The sequence below is a fragment of the Rhizobium sp. 05N49 genome (genome assembly GCF_056396805.1).
The window spans coordinates 318961-336918 of the sequence record NZ_JBFTME010000003.1 but is presented as its reverse complement, the minus strand read 5'-3'; the positions used below and the strand labels follow the sequence as shown (position 1 = coordinate 336918).

Sequence of the window (17958 nt, the reverse complement as noted above, 5' to 3'; positions counted from 1 at the left end):
GTTTGACATGACTATCAAGGCAGCAGAGGGTACAGCACCCCTCGCAACCCGGCCGAGACGGCGGCGTGTGCCGCCGGAACTCAGCATCTTCCTCGTGCTGGTCGGTATTGCGCTCGTTTATGAAATTCTCGGCTGGATCTTTATCGGCCAGAGCTTTCTTCTGAACTCGCAGCGCCTGACGATCATGATCCTGCAGGTCTCCGTCATCGGCATCATCGCTGTCGGCGTCACCCAGGTCATCATCACCGGCGGCATCGATCTTTCGTCGGGCTCGGTCGTCGGCATGACGGCGATGATCGCAACCAGCTTCGCCCAGTCCTCTACCTGGGGACGAGCCGTCTTCCCCTCGCTGACCGACCTGCCCGCTCTCGTGCCGATCATGATCGGCCTGCTGATCGGGTCGGCTGCCGGTCTCATAAATGGCGCGCTCATCGCCTATACGAAGATCCCTCCCTTCATCGCAACGCTTGGCATGTTCGTTTCGGCGAGAGGCGTGGCGAAGTGGTATACGAAGGGGCAGCCGGTTTCCGGGATCACCGAGCAATTCCATTTCATCGGAACCAAGGCGTGGCCCGTCGTCGTTTTTCTGGTTGTTGCGCTGATCTTTCACATTGCGCTGCGCTACACCCGCTACGGCAAGTTCACATACGCCATCGGTGCGAACCCGCAGGCCGCGCGCGTCTCGGGCATCAATATCGAGGCGCATCTCGTCAAGGTTTATGTGATTGCGGGATTGCTTGCCGGTCTTGCCGGTATTGTTACGGCGGCTCGCGCTGAAACCGCCCAAGCCAGCATGGGTGTCGGATATGAACTCGACGCGATTGCCGCGACCGTCATCGGCGGCACTTCGCTCACCGGCGGCGTCGGACGCATCACTGGCACCGTCATCGGTACCGTCATTCTCGGCGTCATGACGTCAGGCTTCACCTTTCTCAGGATCGACGCTTACTACCAGGAAATCGTCAAGGGCGTCATCATCATCGCGGCCGTCGTTATCGACGTCTACAGGCAGAAGAAACGAACCAAGCACTGAACCGGGAAAAGGGGGCTTCGGCCCCCTTCACTGTTTATGGAGAACGGCTGTGGTCACAACGAAGGATCCAGGGCTCCGGATATCTTCAGATGGTGCACGAGTTTCTGGCGATCCCCCAAAATCATCTCGGGAGGGATATCGGCCGGATAGAAGAGATCGATTTCCAATCCCTCGGCGAGAGCGTCATCTGTCGGTCCGGGCAATTGTCTCTCACCTATGCGCGCTTCGAAGACCGCAAGCAGGAAGTCGAAGGTTTCGCCTTTCGGTGAAATAAACTTTTTTCGCTCGAGTTCGATCAGATCCACGCGATCCAGGGAAACGCCAATCTCCTCTGATATCTCGCGGCGAAATGCGACCGAAAAATCCTCGCCTTCTTCGACCGTTCCACCCGGCAGGGACCAGCCCGCGTGCATGCCGCTTCTCTTCGCGAGGACGATTTGACCGCTGGCATTGTGGATGATGCCGATCGCTCCGCCCCGCGCCCGTCGGGAAAAGTGCTTGTGTTTCTGTGCCTCAAAATCAGCTTCCGGTAGGGGCTGATCGGTCGCCGTCAGCCTGGCATTCGGGTGTCGTCGAGTAAGCGCGTGGAAAATTTCCTCACTCATGGAGTTCTTTCAGATCATTGGCAGAAAAGACTGTCTGCGCTGATTGAGGCTGCGGACCGCAGCATGCAAGGTATCTGCGGCGCCGCCGGTTTGCATCGCAAAAATGCATGGTTTCCACATTGCGCATTTGTAAAAAAAGAGGTGGCGCTTTCTGTCAGCTTTTCTATTGTTGCCGCTTCGGTCCGCCCGTTCGGGCAGTGCAGGAAAGCAGATGCAACTCGTATTCGACGGTCATAACGACGTTCTCCTTCGACTCTGGTCCCATGCGAAAGACGGAAGCGATCCGGTCGCGGAATTCGCAAATGGTACGACGGCAGGCCATATAGATGCCATCAGGTCTAAGGCTGGCGGTCTGGCGGGTGGCCTTTGTGCCATTTACGTTCCATCGGGCGATCTCGTGTTTGCCGATCCTGATGTGAACGGCCACTATGCGACGCCGCTTGCTGCTCCCCTCGACCCGCTGCCCTCGCTTGCTATCGCCACGGAGATGGCGGCGATTGCGCTCAGGCTCGACCGTGCCGGCGCCTGGCGGCTCTGCCGAACGGTGAAAGATATCCGCAAGGCGATGGCATCAGGCGTTTTTGCTGCTGTCCTGCATATCGAGGGCTGTGAAGCAATTGGCGCCGATCTCGCTGCTCTGGATGTTTTTTATGCTGCCGGGTTGCGTTCGCTCGGCCCGGTGTGGAGCCGGCACAATATCTTCGGGCATGGCGTGCCCTTTGCCTTCCCGAGCTCGCCGGATACGGCGCCGGGTTTGACGGAAGCCGGCTTCGCGCTGGTGCGCGAGTGCAACCGCCTCGGCATCATGATCGATCTTGCCCATATCACCGAGAAGGGTTTCTGGGATGTGGCGGAGACGAGCGACCAGCCGCTCGTCGCCAGCCATTCCAACGCCCATGCTCTGACACCGGTCGCCCGCAACCTCACCGACAGGCAGCTCGACGCGATCCGTGAGCGTCGCGGTCTTGTCGGTGTGAACTATGCGACGGCAATGCTTCGTCCGGATGGCCGCTCCGATGCCGATACGCCGCTTTCCGACATGATCCGCCATATCGATTACCTCGTGAACCGGGTCGGAATCGATTGCGTGGCGCTCGGTTCGGACTTTGACGGTGCTACCATTCCGGAAGAAATCGGTGATGCCTCGGGCAACCAGAGGCTGATTGCCGCTCTCCGGCAAGCTGGCTATGGTGCGGAGGACTTGACCAAAATGGCCAGCGAAAACTGGCTTCGCATTCTGGCTTCGGCGTGGAGGGAAGAGGACGCCTGAGACCAAATAATACTTAGTAATCAATCAAAACAGGGGAACAAACCATGATGATTACCAAACTGAACCGTAGCTTCCGCCTTCTTTCCGCAGGGGCGGCCCTTTCGCTCCTGATGGTAGCAGCGCCTGCTGCCTTCGCAGAGACGCCGAAGGACACGCTCGTCGAAGGTTTCGCCATCGACGACATCATCTCGATGGATCCGGGCGAGGCTTTCGAGCTTTCGACGGCCGAGGTTACCAGCAACACCTACAGCCTGCTTGTTCGTCTCGACATGAACGACACCTCGAAGATCAAGGGTGACCTCGCCGACAGCTGGACGGTTTCCGATGACGGCCTGACCTACACCTTCAAACTGAAGCCGGATCTGAAGTTTGCGTCCGGCAATCCGATCACCGCCGAAGACGTTGCCTGGTCCTTCGAGCGCGCCGTGAAGCTCGACAAGAGCCCGGCCTTCATTCTCACGCAGTTCGGCTTGACTGGCGACAACGTCGCCGAGAAGGCCAAGGCTGTCGACCCGACCACCTTCACCTTCACTGTCGACAAGGCCTATGCGCCGAGCTTCGTGCTGAACTGCCTGACGGCAACGGTTGCTTCGGTCGTCGACAAGAAGCTGGTGGTGGACCATGTGAAACCGGTCACGGTCGATGCCGATCACAAGTACGACAACGATTTCGGCAATGACTGGCTGAAGACGAATTATGCCGGTTCCGGCGCTTACAAACTGCGTGAGTGGCGCGCCAACGAAGTTGTCGTCATGGAGCGCAACGACAATTATTACGGCGAGAAGGCAAAGCTTAACCGCGTCATCTATCGCTACATGAAGGAAAGCTCGGCTCAGCGGCTGGCGCTCGAGGCCGGTGATATCGATATCGCCCGCAACCTCGAGCCCAATGATCTCGACGCTGTTGCCAAGAACGCAGATCTGGCGACGACCAATGCGCCGAAGAGCACCGTCTATTACGTCAGCCTCAACAGCAAGAACGAGAACCTGAAGAAGCCTGAGGTCCAGGAAGCCTTCAAGTATCTCGTCGACTATGACGCGATCGGTGCGACCCTCATCAAGGGCATCGGCGAAATCCACCAGACCTTCCTGCCGACCGGCCAACTTGGCGCATTGAACGAGAACCCTTACAAGCTCGACGTTGCCAAGGCGAAGGAGTTGCTTGCCAAGGCCGGCCTGCCGGACGGTATCTCGGTCACCATGGACGTGCGCAACACGCAGCCGGTCACCGGTATTGCCGAATCCATGCAGCAGACGCTCGCCCAGGCCGGCGTGAAGATGGAGATCATCCCCGGCGACGGCAAGCAGACGCTGACGAAGTACCGCGCCCGCACGCACGACATGTATATCGGCCAGTGGGGCTCGGACTATTTCGACCCGAACTCCAACGCCGATACCTTCACCTCCAATCCGGACAATTCCGACGCGGGCACGGTGAAGACCCTTGCATGGCGCAATACCTGGGAAGCGCCCGAGCTTGACAAGGAAACCAAGGCTGCCCTGCTCGAACGTGACGCCGCCAAACGCGCCGGCATGTACGAGGACGTGCAGAAGAAGTTTCTCGCCAACAGCCCCTTCGTCATCATCTTCCAGCAGATCGAAGTGGCCGGCTATCGCAAGAGCCTTAAGGACTTCAAGTTGGGTCCAAGCTTCGATACCAACTATGTAGGCCCGATCTCGAAGTGATGAGCCGGTCAGGCTGATCCAGTGAGTATTGTCGAAACAAGACAGGAGGCGCGGCCCCGCAAGGGCCGTGCACTCTCCTTCGCAAAGGCGTTGGGGCGTTTCCTCTTCGCCGCAGTCACCACCTATCTCGGCCTTCTGGCCGTCACCTTCTTCATCGGCCGCGTCGTGCCGATCGATCCCGTGCTCGCCATACTCGGCGATCGCGCGCCGACCCATGTCGTGGAGCGCGTTCGCCGCGAGATGGGATTTGACCTGCCGCTTTACGAGCAGTTCTACGTCTATCTGAAAGGCATTCTCTCCGGGGATTTCGGCAATTCCGTCCTGACCACCAATCCGGTCATGGTCGATATCCGCCGCGTTTTCCCCGCTACGCTGGAGCTTGCGACCGTCGGCACGATCATCGGTTCGGTCATCGGTGTCCCGCTTGGCGTACTCGCTGCCGTGCGCCGCGGCAGCATTGTCGATCAGATCGTGCGCGTCATCGGGCTTGTCGGATATTCGGTGCCGATCTTCTGGCTGGCGCTGATCTCGCTCGTCGTCTTTTATGCGCAGCTGCGCTGGGTGGCGTTCCCTGGTCGCATCGACATCGTCTACGAATACAGCTTCACCCCGGTTACCGGCTTCTACCTTCTCGACAGCGCCTGGCAGGGCCAATGGGATGTCTTCTACGACGTCTTCCGTCACATCATCCTGCCGGCCTCGCTGCTCGGTTATTTCTCGCTCGCCTATATCAGCCGTATGACCCGCAGCTTCATGCTGAACGAGCTGTCGCAGGAATATGTGGTGGCGGCCCGCGCGAAGGGACTTTCGGAAACGCGGGTGATCTGGGGCCATGCATTGAGGAATGCGGCGGTGCCACTCGTGACGGTGATTGCGCTTTCCTATGCAGGCCTGCTTGAGGGCTCGGTGCTGACGGAGACGGTCTTTTCCTGGCCCGGGATCGGCTTCTACATCACCAACTCGTTGCAAAGCGCAGATATGAACGCCGTGCTCGGCGGCACGATCGTCATCGGCACGGTTTTTGTCGGCATCAATCTCATTTCCGATCTTCTCTATCGGATACTCGACCCGAGGACGCGAAACCGATGACGGTTCCGACCACGCCTTCCACGCCGATCAGCCGCCGTGAGTGGCTACTGTCGGATCGACCGCAGTCGCGCACGCAGGCCCGGCTCGGCCGCGCCTATGTTACCTGGCGGCAGTTCACCGCCAACAGGCTCGCCGTCGTCGGTCTGCTCATCATTTTGGCGCTGCTGCTTGTCGCTGCTTTTGCCGATGTCATCGCCACGCATAATCCGGTCATGGGGGACTTGAAAAATGCCCGCCTGCTGCCGCCCGGCAGCGCCGGTTATCTGCTCGGCACCGACGACCAGGGTCGCGATATCTTTTCGCGCGTCGTCTACGGCTCCAGGCTGACGCTCCTCGTCGTCGTGCTGGTCGCCATCATTTCCGCGCCGATCGGACTCATCGTCGGTACGGTATCGGGTTATGCGGGCGGATGGGTGGATGCGACGCTGATGCGCATCACCGATATCTTCCTTGCCTTTCCGAAGCTCGTGCTGGCGCTCGCCTTCGTCGCGGCCCTCGGGCCTGGCATCCAGAACGCCATCATTGCGATCGCCATCACCTCCTGGCCCCCTTATGCGCGTATCGCCCGCGCCGAGACCCTGACCGTGCGGCGGTCCGACTATATTTCGGCGGTCAAGCTCATGGGCGCCTCGCCCCTGCGCATCATTGTGCGGCACATCATGCCGCTCTGCATTTCCTCGTTGATCGTGCGCGTGACGCTCGACATGGCCGGCATCATCCTGACGGCCGCCGGCCTTGGTTTCCTCGGTCTTGGCGCTCAGCCGCCGCTGCCGGAATGGGGCGCGATGATTGCTTCCGGCCGCCGCTTCATCCTCGACCAATGGTGGGTCGCGGCCATGCCCGGCATCGCCATCCTCGTCGTCAGCCTCGGCTTCAATCTCCTGGGTGACGGCCTGCGCGATGCGCTCGATCCGAAGGAGGCTGGTCAATGAGTTCGCTTCTAACCGTGAAAAACCTGCGCGTCAGCTACCCGACCCGGACCGGCGTCATCGAGGCCGTGCGTGGTGTCTCCTTCACGCTCGGCAAGGAGCGGCTGGGCATCGTCGGCGAATCCGGCTCCGGCAAGTCGCAGACCGGCCGCGCCATCATGGGCCTGACGCCGAAGCACGGTGTCGTCACCGCCGACACACTGGATTTCAGCGGCATCGATCTGCTGAAGGCATCGGCGGCCGAACGGCGCAAGCTGCGCGGCAAACGTATCGCGATGATCCTGCAGGATCCGAAATATTCGCTCGATCCGGTCATGACCATCGGCAAGCAGATTTGCGAAACGCTGCGCACGCATGAGAGGATCGGCAGAGGCGAGGCGCGACACCGTGCGGTCGACATGCTGGAAGCGGTGCAGATCCGCGATCCCCATCGCGTCTTTGATCTGTATCCCCACGAAGTTTCGGGTGGCATGGGTCAGCGTGCAATGATCGCGATGATGCTGATCGCCGGGCCGGAACTCCTGATCGCCGACGAGCCTACCTCGGCCCTCGACGTAACAGTCCAGCTCGATGTGCTGAGGATCATGGACCGGCTGGTGTCCGAGCGTGGCATGGGATTGATTTTCGTCTCTCACGACCTGAGGCTCGTTTCCTCCTTCTGCGACCGCGTCATCGTTATGTATGCTGGCCGCATTGTCGAAGAGATAGCCGCATCTGAGCTTCGCAATGCGAAGCATCCCTATACGCAGGGCTTGTTGAACTGCATGCCGCAGATCGGTGAAGATCGGCATCCGCTGCCGGTCCTTGACCGTAAGCCGGAGTGGGCAGCATGAGTACAGCGCTGTCTGCAGACCATCTCGGTGTCGTCTATGACCATTTCCATGCGTTGAAAGACGTGAGCGTTTCCATCGAGAGCGGCGAATCCTTTGGCCTCGTCGGTGAGTCCGGCTCGGGCAAGTCGACGCTGCTGCGCGCGGTCGCCGGGCTTGCGCCGGTCAGCGAGGGAACGATCCACATCCATGGCGAGGTGCTTAAAGGCTCGAAGCGAAGCAGAAGCTTCTACCGAGGCGTCCAGATGGTCTTTCAGGATCCCTATGGCTCGCTGCATCCCCGCCAGACGGTCGACCGGCTGCTTCTGGAGCCGCTCGCCATCCACGGTATCGGCGACGGCGAGAAGCGCATTGCCAGGGCGCTCGACGAGGTCGGGCTCGGCAACGGTTTTCGCTTCCGCTACCCACATCAGCTTTCCGGAGGCCAGCGGCAGCGCGTGGCGATCGCCCGCGCCCTGATCGTCGAGCCGTCGATCCTGCTGCTCGATGAGCCGACGTCGGCGCTCGACGCCTCCGTCCAAGCCGAAGTCCTCAACCTTCTGGAACAGATCCGCCGTGACAGGAAACTGACCTTCGTCATGGTCAGCCACGATCTCGGGGTCATCGCCCACATGTGCGAGAGGCTTGCCGTGATGCGCGGTGGCGCTGTTGTTGAACGGCTGACATCGGCCGAACTTGCCGCCGGGAGCGTTCACGAGGAGTACACGCGAAATTTGATGATCGCGAGCAAGGGTTTCGTGAAGGCTTGAAAGCCAATGTTTTCAAGCCTTTGAAAAACCTCGCACGGCATCGGCGTTAAGGATAATGTTTTCCTAAAACACGACCATTCGACTAGACTATTGACAGCTGCCTTGGTTCTGTCATGATCCCGTTAACGACCGTTAGCTTTCGTGATCGATGGAGGTTGAGGCATGTTCTTTCTCGGTGGGATGACCATGGGTTACCTCGATCCTCCGGTTAAGGCCGAGCGGAGGGATACCTCCTCCGTGACCATACCGGCGGAAAAGGATCGCCGGTTGATCGAAGCATCCCCCAATGCACCCCAGAGCGATGGCGCCGTTGAGCGCTCCTGGATCTGGGCATGGCGCACGCTCTGCTGAGCTGACGCCTGGGTGGATTTTCTCTTCCGTCTGCTCTGGACGGAATTTTATCTCTACCTACCTTATAGGGAATATAAGAATATAAATGCGAGCCAGCAATTCGGCCGCAAAACAAACAGACGGAGGCGACACATGGCAAATCTGGGTATTTCGCATACTCACGTGAACCAGTACGGATCCGTACCGGCGAAGAAGCCGGTCACCACGCGGCACAGAATCCAGACCGCGATCCATGCAACACTTTTCACGGCGGCTTTCCTTTTCGTCGTCGCCATGGTTTGCGGCGTCGTCGGCTGATGCCGGCACGTCCTCGAGCGCCACTCTGATGGTGCTCGTCTGATCGAGCATATGTCCGTCCGGAACAATTAGGATGCATCAGCATTCTCCTGACACTTCGGTGTTCATAGGAGAATGGTCATGAAAGGCATCCTGCTGTGGTTGCTCGGTATACCGATCCCCATCATCATCCTTCTTTACCTGTTCCACGCAGTCTAGCCCATTGCCGAAAGTAGGCGTGGGGCGCGGATCGTGCCGGGAACGCCGCGCAGGCGCATGGATATGTCCATGCGCCTTTTTCATGCCGACGGCGGAAAGCGCGAGATGGTCATTGCCTTGATTTATTTCGATCGTGTCCAAGTTTCCCCAGTGGCTTCGCAGGGGCGTCGGATAGCCATGACCATCCGCAAAGTCATGCCATGGAGCCGGACGATTTATCGCCGAAAACTGTGCGAACCGTCTGATGATCCTGCTTTTGCCGGCCGTCGAAGATGACTGACCCGTTCATGCGACAGTCATCGCAAGCAGTGCAGACCTAGCCAAAATCGCAGAGTTGTTTGGATCCAGAACCGAACCCATGAACATTTCCAGCCCGTCTCCAAGCGTGTCGCGCGAGTCCGACAAGAAGCAGATCGACCAAGGCGACTCGATCCGCTCGACCTATCTGTCCAACGAAGACATCAGGGTGCTGGGCGAAGATGTAGCCCGCAATGCCGTCAGCGCGCTGCCTGCCTTCGCACGTTTCGACTTCTTCGCGCGCAACAGGGAGAACGAGAAGGAAATCCTGCGCGTCTACCGCACGACCGCAACCGATGTCGAAGCCGGGGAGACGATTACGCCAGCGGCCGAATGGCTGCTCGACAACCATTATATCATCGAAGAGGCCATTCACGAGGTCCGCCGCGATTTCCCGCGCCGCTTCTATCGCGAACTGCCGTTGATGAAGGTCGACGGTGTCGGGATTCCACGCACGCTTGTCCTCGCCTGGCTCTATGTCGCCCATACCCACAGCACTGTCTCAGAGGAAAGCCTGACGGCGCTGGTCGAAGGCTTCCAGCAGCATGAGACGCTGAAGATCGGCGAGCTTTGGGCTTTGCCGACGCTGGTACGCTTCGTGCTCGTCGAAAATCTCCGGCGTATTTCGAGCCGCGTCGAGCGTAGCCGCCGCCTGCGCCGCCGTGCCAATGAGGCCGCGGACGAGCTGGTGCGCCTTGCCGACACGGCAAAGGCCGCTGCCTATCTGAAGACGCTCGAAGAGTTTGCCGAGGACAATACGTTTTCGACGCAGTTTCTCTATCGCATGCGTGATGGCTCGCGGACTTCGAGCCTCGCCCTTTCCTGGCTCGATGAGCGGCTCGAAAAACTTGGTCGTGACAGCGAAGAAACGCTGATGGCGGAACACAGCCGGCTTTCTTCCGGCAATGTCATGATGGGTAACATCATCCGCAGTCTGCGGGAGATAAACGATGCGGACTGGTCCGTCTGGGTCGAGCAGGTCAGTCATGTCGACAGGCTGCTCTGGGATCATTCGGATTATGGCGATCTCGATTCCGGCTCGCGCAATACTTATCGCAAACAGATCGAGAAGCTTGCCATGCACTCGCCGCTGAGCGAAGTGGAAATCGCCAAGCTTGCCGTGGACATGGTCGCGGAATCGAGGCTTTCCGATGAGCGACCACTGCAGCAGCCAAATGTCGGCGAGTTCATAGCAGGCACTCAACGCCTGAAGCTCGAGGCGCGCGCAAACTATCGTCCAACGCTGTCGCAACGTCTCGCCCGCTCGGTGCGAAAGTTCAACTGGATGGCTATCGCCGTTCCGATCGTGCTCGTCACCATCGCCGCCATGACCGTCATTGGAAGCTTCATGGTCAGTGCCGGCATGGGGCCGATTGAAATCGCCTTGCTGCTGATCCTCTTCTCGCTGCCCGCTTCCGATGGAGCGAGCGGCCTGTTCAATACGGTCCTCTCTTTCTTCGTCACGCCGGCGCGGCTTGTCGGCTATGAATTCAAGCACGGCATTCCCGATGATGCACGCACGCTCCTCGTCGTGCCGTGCTTGATTTCCAATCGCGATAGTGTCGACGAGATGGTACGCAATCTCGAGGTCCACTATTTCGCCAATCCGCGGGGTGAGATCTATTTTGCGCTGCTGAGCGACTGGCCGGATAGCGAGGTTGAGGAAACTTCGGCCGATCTTGAAGTGCTGGAATATGCGCGTCGAGAAGTCGCCAATCTCTCGGCCCGTTATGCCCATGACGGCAAGACGCGCTTTTATCTGCTGCACCGCCGCCGCCTCTATAATCCCTCCGAAGGCGTATGGATGGGCTGGGAGCGCAAGCGCGGCAAGCTGCACGAGCTGAACCTGCTATTGCGTGGTGATCGCGATACGACCTATCTGCCGGGCGCCAACACCGTCCCGGCTGATGTCGAATATGTCATGACTCTCGATGCCGATACGCGCCTGATGCGTGACAGCGTCACTAAACTCGTCGGCAAGCTCCACCACCCGATCAATCGCCCTGTCATCGACCCGGAAAGCGGACGCGTCGAAAGCGGCTATGGCATCCTGCAGCCGCGCGTCACGCCGTCACTGACGACAGGCAAGGATGCGTCGGTCTTTCAACGCATCTTTTCGATCAATCGCGGCCTCGATCCCTATGTATTTACGGTTTCGGATGTCTATCAGGATCTTGTCGGGGAAGGCACGTTCACCGGAAAAGGCCTCTATCACGTCGACGCCTTCGAGGGTTCACTGAAGGGGCGGATCGAAGAGAATTCGGTGCTCAGCCATGATCTTCTCGAAGGTTCGATGGCGCGTTGCGCGCTCGTCACAGATCTCGAACTCGTCGAGGACTTTCCCATACGCTACGAAGTCGAGACCTCGCGCCAGCACCGCTGGGCGCGGGGCGATTGGCAGCTCCTGCCTTACCTTTTCAATCCGAAATACGGCGTCACCGCGCTTGGGCGCTGGAAAATGTTCGACAATCTGCGTCGGTCGCTGACACCGATCGCCTGGTTTCTTGCATCAGTGCTCGGCTGGTATCTGATGGGGCCTTTCGGGGCATTGATCTGGCAGATCCTTTTGATCTTCTGCCTGTTTGTGGCCCCGACCCTGTCGCTCATCAGCGGCATCATGCCGCGCAGCAGCGATACAGTCGCCAGCGCCCATCTTTATACTGTCTGGTCGGATATCGCTGCCGCCAACGCTCAAGTGGCTTTGCGCATCATCTTCATCGCCGACACCGTCTGCATGACGGTGGATGCGATCGGCCGATCACTCTACCGCCTCTTCGTCAGCCGCAAGCTACTCTTGCAATGGCGTACCGCTGCCAGTGTCGGGGCCGGGAAGCAGGGCACCATCCTCTCCTATTACAGAGCGATTTGGCACGCTCCGGTTCTGGCGATTTTGTCGGTCGCCCTCGCCGCATTGTCCGGCAGTGACTCTTTCCTTGTCGGCATTCCGTTCGCGCTGCTCTGGATCTGTTCGCCGGCTGTCGCCTGGTATGTGAGCCAGTCGGCCGAGACGGAAGACCGGCTCGACGTGCCGGATGCGGTTTCCAGCGAGTTGCGCAAGATCGCGCGCCGCACGTGGCGCTACTTCGAGACTTTCACGACGGCGGAGCAGAACTATCTGCCGCCCGACAACGTGCAGGAAACGCCCCACGTCATCGTCGCGACGCGCACTTCGCCCACAAATATCGGCGTTTATCTGCTGTCCGTCATTTCGGGACGCCATTTCGGATGGTTCTCCTTCCATGAGACGATCGAGCGCTTGGAGCAGACCATCTCCACGGTCGACCGCATGGAGAAGTTCCGTGGCCATCTTTTCAACTGGTATCACACCGATACGCTTGAGGCGCTTGCACCGCGTTATGTCTCTGCAGTCGACAGCGGCAATCTCGCCGGTCACCTGATTGCCATTTCCTCAGCGTGCCGCGATTGGGCGGAAGCGCCTTCGGCGCATGTCCAGGGCAATCTCGACGGTGTGGGTGACACCGTCGGCATTCTCGGTGAAGTGCTGGCCGACCTGCCTGATGATCGCAAGACCGTGCGGCCGTTGCGTCGCCGTCTGGAAGAGCGCATAGCCGGCTTCCAGAATGCGCTTGCCGCCGTCAAACGCGAGCATGAATTTGCCTCCATCCGTGTGATCAACCTTACGGTCCTGGCGCGCGACATTCAGAACCTCGCCGGCAACCTGCATCACGAAGTGAAGGCGAAGCAGACGGAAGAAGTCACGGCCTGGGCGGTGTCGCTGGTCAAGGTCTGTGAGGCACATATCGCCGACAGTACCTTCGACCTTTCCAATATCGATGCATTGCGGCCCCGCCTGGTAGCGCTCCGCGACAAGGCTCGCGATCTCGCCTTTTCGATGGATTTCGGCTTTCTGTTTCGTCCGGAGCGTCGCCTTCTGTCGATCGGTTACCGCGTGGAAAGCGGCGAGCTCGATGCGGCATGCTATGATCTTCTGGCTTCGGAATGCCGTCTTACCTCGCTCTTCGGTATCGCCAAGGGCGATCTGCCGACGGAGCATTGGTACAAGCTCGGCCGCCAGGTCGTACCGGTTGGTGCTCGTGGCGCGCTGGTCTCCTGGTCCGGCTCGATGTTCGAATATCTGATGCCGCCACTCGTCATGCAGGAGCGCGGTGGAGGCATCCTCAACCAGACCAATAATCTCGTCGTTGTCGAGCAGATGAACCATGCCCGCAAGCTCGGCACACCGTGGGGCATCTCGGAAGCGGCCTTTAATGCCCGCGACCGCAACCTCAACTATCAGTACACGAACTTCGGCGTGCCGACGCTTGGCCTGAAGCGCGGTCTCGGCCACAATGCCGTCATCGCACCCTATGCTTCGCTGCTCGCCAGCCAGTACTATCCGGAAGCATCGCTCGAAAACCTGCAAAGGCTTCGCAAGCTTGGCGCTCTCGGCAAGTTTGGCTTTCACGACGCCGTCGACTTCACGCCGACCCGCGTACCCGAGGGCAAGAAGTGTGCGGTCGTCTACAATTACTATGCCCACCACCACGGCATGTCGATCGCGGCTGTCGCCAACGTTGCCTTCAACGGCCACCTGCGTGAACTCTTCCACTCTGATCCGGTCATCGAAGCGGCTGAACTGCTGCTGCAGGAAAAAGCACCGCGCGACATTCCGGTCATGAGCGGTAAGGATGAATCCAATACGCCTGCCAGCATCCAGGACGATCTGATGCGCCCCGTGATCCGCAAAGTCGACGATCCGGCTTCGCGCGAACGAGAGCTCGTTTTCCTGTCGAACGGTCATTATTCCCTGATGTTGACGGCAACAGGTGCGGGTTACGCCCGTTGGAACGGCCTATCCGTTTCCCGTTGGAAGCCAGATCCGACCGAAGACCGCTGGGGTAATTTCATTTTCCTGCGCGATACGGCGACCAATGAATGGTGGTCGGCGACAGCGGAGCCGAAGAGCGTGGAAGGTGAGGCGGTCAGAGTGGAATTTGCTGACGAGAAGGCCGTGTTCACAAAGGTTCTTGGCGAGCTCCTGAGTGAGGTCGAATGTATCGTTGCCACCGAGCATGATGCGGAGGCCCGCCGCCTGACATTGTTCAACATGGGTGCCGAAGATCGCTTCATCGAAGTAACCTCCTATCTGGAGCCGGTCATCACGTCCGACGAGACGGACAACGCGCATCCGGCTTTCGCTCGCATGTTCGTCAGAACGGAGATCGATAAGCGCGGTGATGTCATCCGCGCCGAGCGAAACAAGCGTGATCCGAACGAACCGAACATGAGTATCGCGCATCTTATCGTCGACAACGCCGGCGACACCCGTCACACCGAATTCGAAACCGAGCGGCGGGCGTTCATCGGTCGTGGCCGCAGCCTTTCGAATGCCGCTGCCTTTGATCCGGGTGTCCGCCTTTCCGGCACTGACGGTTTCACGCTGGATCCCGTCCTGTCGTTGCGCCGGACAGTGCGCGTGCCGGCCGGCAAGAAGATCAGCGTGATCTTCTGGACGATTGCAGCACCTGATCGTGCCGAGGTGGACAAGGCCGTCGAACGCTACCGCCACCCGGATGCCTTCAATCATGAGCTCATCCAGGCCTGGACGCGCACACAGGTGCAGATGCGCCATGTCGGTGTCAGCTCGCAGCAAGCGGTAGCATTCCAGCATCTCGGCCGTCATCTCGTCTATCCCGACATGCAGCTTCGCGGCGACTACGGCGCCGTCAGTGCGGGCATGCAGTCGCAGTCGGCGCTCTGGCCGCTGGCAATTTCGGGCGATTTCCCGATCTTCACGCTGCGCATCGATGACGACATGGATCTTGAAATCGCCCGCGAAGCGCTGCTGGCGCAGGAATATCTGCGTTCGCGCGGGGTGGCCGCCGATCTTGTCATCATGAATGAGCGCGCCTCGTCCTATGCGCAGGATATGCAGCACGCTCTCGACGCCATGTGCGAGAACGTGCGGCGCCTCGGGCAGGCCGACGGGTTGCGTCAGCATATTTTTGCGGTCCGCAAGGACTTGATGGAAGACAGTACCTATGAGGCGCTGATCGCCGCCTCACGCGTGACGCTACATGCAAAGAACGGCAAAGTGGTCGACCAGATCAACCGTGCCCGCGTCCTGTCTGTGCCCCTTAAGGAAATGCCGGAGATCGCGGAAAAAGCCGAGCGTGCCCTAACGCCGGTCAAGCGCATACCGCCACTGTCGGCTCCGTCCGTCAAGACCGTTGCCATCGAGGACGAGGGCGATCTCGACTTCTGGAACGGTATCGGCGGCTTTGCCCGCGACAGCAATGAATATGTCGTGCGCCTGCCGGGTGGACAGGTAACGCCGCAGCCTTGGATCAATGTCATCTCGAACGAGCGGTTCGGCTTCCATGTATCGACGGAAGGTGCCGGTTTCACCTGGAGCGTCAATTCGCGCGATTACCAACTCACTCCCTGGTCGAATGACGCAGTCATCAACCGTCCCGGCGAGGCTCTCTACCTAACGGATCTCGAAAGTGGCGCGGTTATGACGCCATTTGCGGGCCTTTCCCGTCGTAACGATATTCGTTTCGAAGCGCGTCATGGTCTCGGTTATTCCACCTTCTCCACCACGCAGCACGAGATCGCGCTCGAGGTGACGCAGACCGTAGATCGCGAAAAGCCGGTGAAGCTGCAGCGCCTGCGCCTGCGCAACGCCGGTTCTGCAAGCCGCAAGCTCAGGCTCTACGCCTATGTCGAATGGATCCTTGGGAATAATCCGCAGAAGACCGCTTCTTTCATCCTGTCGAAACTTGACGAGGAGACAGGGGCGCTGTTTGCGACGAACCCCTACAGCATCGACTATTCGGGTCGCACCGCTTTCTTCGCCGCAAGCGAGACGATTTCGAGTTTCTCGGCAAGCCGTCGCGAGTTCATAGGCAGAAGCGGGAGGATTGAGGCGCCTGTTGCCGTGACGACAGCTACCGCCCTTTCCGGCTCGGTAAGCCTCGACGGCGATCCGGCGGCGATCCTTGCGATCGATATCGAACTCGGCGCCGGCGAGGAGCGCAACATCACTTTGTTCCTGGGTGATGCCTCCACCGAAGAGGATGCTCGCACCCTGCTTACCAATATCAGAGAGTCCTCGTTCGATGAGGCGGTGAAGGCAAACCGGGATTTCTGGCAGGAATTCACCGGCAAGCTGCAGATTTCGACGCCGGATCAGGGCATGAACAAGCTCATCAACATCTGGCTGCCCTATCAGAGTCTCGGCTGCCGCATCATGGCCCGCACGGCCTTTTACCAGGCAAGCGGAGCCTTCGGCTTTCGTGACCAACTGCAGGATGCGCTGGCCTTCGTGCTGCAGGAGCCTGAGCTTGCACGAAGACAGATTATCAATGCGGCCTCCCGACAGTTCCGCGAGGGCGACGTGCAGCACTGGTGGCTGCCGGGGACTGGAGCTGGCGTACGCACCACTATCTCCGATGATGTCGTTTGGCTCGCCTATGCGGTTGATCATTATTGCCGCGTCAGTGGCGACAAGAGCGTGCTCGACGAACAACTCGCTTTCCTCGAAGGTCCGGCGCTGCTGGAAGGCCAACATGACTCATTCTTCAAACCTGAACTATCCGAGGATACGGCAAGCATATATGAGCATACAGCTCTGGGGCTCGATCTTGCCATCGCCCGCAAGGGGACGAACGGCCTGCCGCTCTTCCTCGGCGGCGACTGGAACGATGGGATGAACCGTGTCGGCATCGACGGCAAGGGTACGAGCGTCTGGCTCGGCTGGCTGCTTGCCGGCACGCTGCGCTCCTTCATTCCTTATGCCGAGGAGCGGGGCGACAAAACCCGTGTCGAGCGTTGGAACGCGCATCTCGTCGACCTCAAAAAAGCGCTCGAAACCGTTGCCTGGGACGGCGACTATTATCGTCGCGGCACTTTCGACGACGGTACGCCGCTCGGCTCGAAGGAGAGCCTGGAATGCCAGATCGATTCGATCGCACAATCCTGGAGCGTGCTCTCAGGTGAAGGTGATCCAGGGCGGGCTGCCAAGGCGATGGATGCGTTGCTCGATCGGCTGGTTGACGAAGATGCCCGGATCATTCGCCTTTTCACACCGCCTTTTGAAAGATCGCTGAAGGATCCAGGCTATATCAAGGCCTATCCGCCCGGCGTTCGCGAGAATGGTGGCCAGTATACGCATGCCTCGACCTGGGTGGTCATGGCGCTGGCGGAATTGAAGCGGGGCGACGATGCCTTGCGCTGTTTCCAGATCCTCAACCCGATCACCCATTCGCTGAATAAGGCGGCCGCCGAACGCTATCGCGTCGAGCCATATGTCGTGGCGGCCGATGTCTATGGACATGCCCCCTATGTCGGGCGCGGCGGCTGGACCTGGTACACCGGCTCGGCCGGATGGCTCTACCGCGCGGCTGTGGAAGGTATCCTCGGTATCCGGCTAAAGGGTGGACAACTTTTTGTGAACCCGTCGCTCCCTTCCAATTGGGACGGGTTTGCGGCAGAGATCGAACGCGACGGAAGCAAATACCGCATTTCGGTCTCAAAAGCGTCCAATGCTGGCGGCTACAGTGTGTCGATAGACGGCAGCGAAGTCGCCAATCCCCAGGAGGGATATCCGGTCGGGCAACAGCAATCTCCAAGCTGATTTTCCGGCGATTCGTGCGGCCAAAC

At 59.5% G+C, this 17958-nt stretch carries 12 protein-coding genes; 10 read left to right on the top strand and 2 right to left on the bottom strand.

Annotated elements, in window-relative coordinates; translation table 11 throughout:
• The first annotated feature begins 7 nt into the window (after positions 1-7).
• Positions 8-1033, top strand: a complete 1026-nt coding sequence (locus tag AC1DF8_RS08875; RefSeq protein WP_029869141.1) for an ABC transporter permease — start codon at positions 8-10, stop codon at positions 1031-1033.
• 53 nt (positions 1034-1086) lie between these two features.
• Here AC1DF8_RS08875 and AC1DF8_RS08870 read toward each other — a convergent pair whose 3' ends face one another.
• On the bottom strand, positions 1087-1638 hold the full coding sequence (locus AC1DF8_RS08870; RefSeq protein WP_112544865.1) for an NUDIX hydrolase: 552 nt from the start codon (positions 1636-1638) through the stop codon (positions 1087-1089).
• Between the two features lie 211 nt (positions 1639-1849).
• On the opposite strand from AC1DF8_RS08870, the gene AC1DF8_RS08865 reads away from it, so the two are divergent.
• From AC1DF8_RS08865 to AC1DF8_RS08830, 8 genes are all read left to right on the top strand, one after another.
• On the top strand, positions 1850-2908 hold the full coding sequence (locus tag AC1DF8_RS08865; protein ID WP_112544864.1) for a dipeptidase: 1059 nt from the start codon (positions 1850-1852) through the stop codon (positions 2906-2908).
• A 44-nt stretch (positions 2909-2952) separates the two neighbouring features.
• Positions 2953-4593, top strand: a complete 1641-nt coding sequence (locus AC1DF8_RS08860) for an ABC transporter substrate-binding protein (RefSeq protein WP_478152990.1) — start codon at positions 2953-2955, stop codon at positions 4591-4593.
• A 21-nt stretch (positions 4594-4614) separates the two neighbouring features.
• Complete coding sequence (locus tag AC1DF8_RS08855; RefSeq protein WP_478152989.1) at positions 4615-5682, top strand: ABC transporter permease; 1068 nt, start codon at positions 4615-4617, stop codon at positions 5680-5682.
• Positions 5679-6614, top strand: coding sequence for a nickel transporter permease (nikC, locus tag AC1DF8_RS08850; RefSeq protein WP_478152988.1), 936 nt, complete (start codon positions 5679-5681; stop codon positions 6612-6614). Before AC1DF8_RS08855 ends, nikC begins: the two co-directional genes overlap by 4 nt.
• Positions 6611-7444 carry an ABC transporter ATP-binding protein gene (locus tag AC1DF8_RS08845; RefSeq protein WP_478152986.1) on the top strand — a complete coding sequence of 278 codons (834 nt, stop codon included), beginning with the start codon at positions 6611-6613 and terminating at the stop codon, positions 7442-7444. Before nikC ends, AC1DF8_RS08845 begins: the two co-directional genes overlap by 4 nt.
• Positions 7441-8190: an ABC transporter ATP-binding protein gene (locus AC1DF8_RS08840; protein ID WP_478152984.1), complete on the top strand. Its 750-nt coding sequence runs from the start codon at positions 7441-7443 to the stop codon at positions 8188-8190. The genes AC1DF8_RS08845 and AC1DF8_RS08840 overlap by 4 nt, the downstream gene beginning before the upstream one ends.
• A gap of 162 nt (positions 8191-8352) precedes the next feature.
• Positions 8353-8541 carry a hypothetical protein gene (locus tag AC1DF8_RS08835; protein WP_478152982.1) on the top strand — a complete coding sequence of 63 codons (189 nt, stop codon included), beginning with the start codon at positions 8353-8355 and terminating at the stop codon, positions 8539-8541.
• A 132-nt stretch (positions 8542-8673) separates the two neighbouring features.
• A complete protein-coding gene (locus AC1DF8_RS08830; RefSeq protein WP_167669464.1) occupies positions 8674-8838 on the top strand; it encodes a hypothetical protein in 165 nt (54 codons plus the stop codon).
• A gap of 78 nt (positions 8839-8916) precedes the next feature.
• Here the strand turns inward: AC1DF8_RS08830 and AC1DF8_RS08825 are convergent, their stop codons facing one another.
• Positions 8917-9177 (bottom strand): hypothetical protein, encoded by a 261-nt coding sequence (locus tag AC1DF8_RS08825; protein ID WP_478152979.1) that lies wholly within the window; start codon positions 9175-9177, stop codon positions 8917-8919.
• A gap of 217 nt (positions 9178-9394) precedes the next feature.
• Between AC1DF8_RS08825 and AC1DF8_RS08820 the strand changes: the two genes are divergently transcribed.
• Positions 9395-17932, top strand: coding sequence for a glycoside hydrolase family 94 protein (locus tag AC1DF8_RS08820; RefSeq protein ID WP_478152977.1), 8538 nt, complete (start codon positions 9395-9397; stop codon positions 17930-17932).
• The last annotated feature ends 26 nt before the right edge of the window (positions 17933-17958 follow it).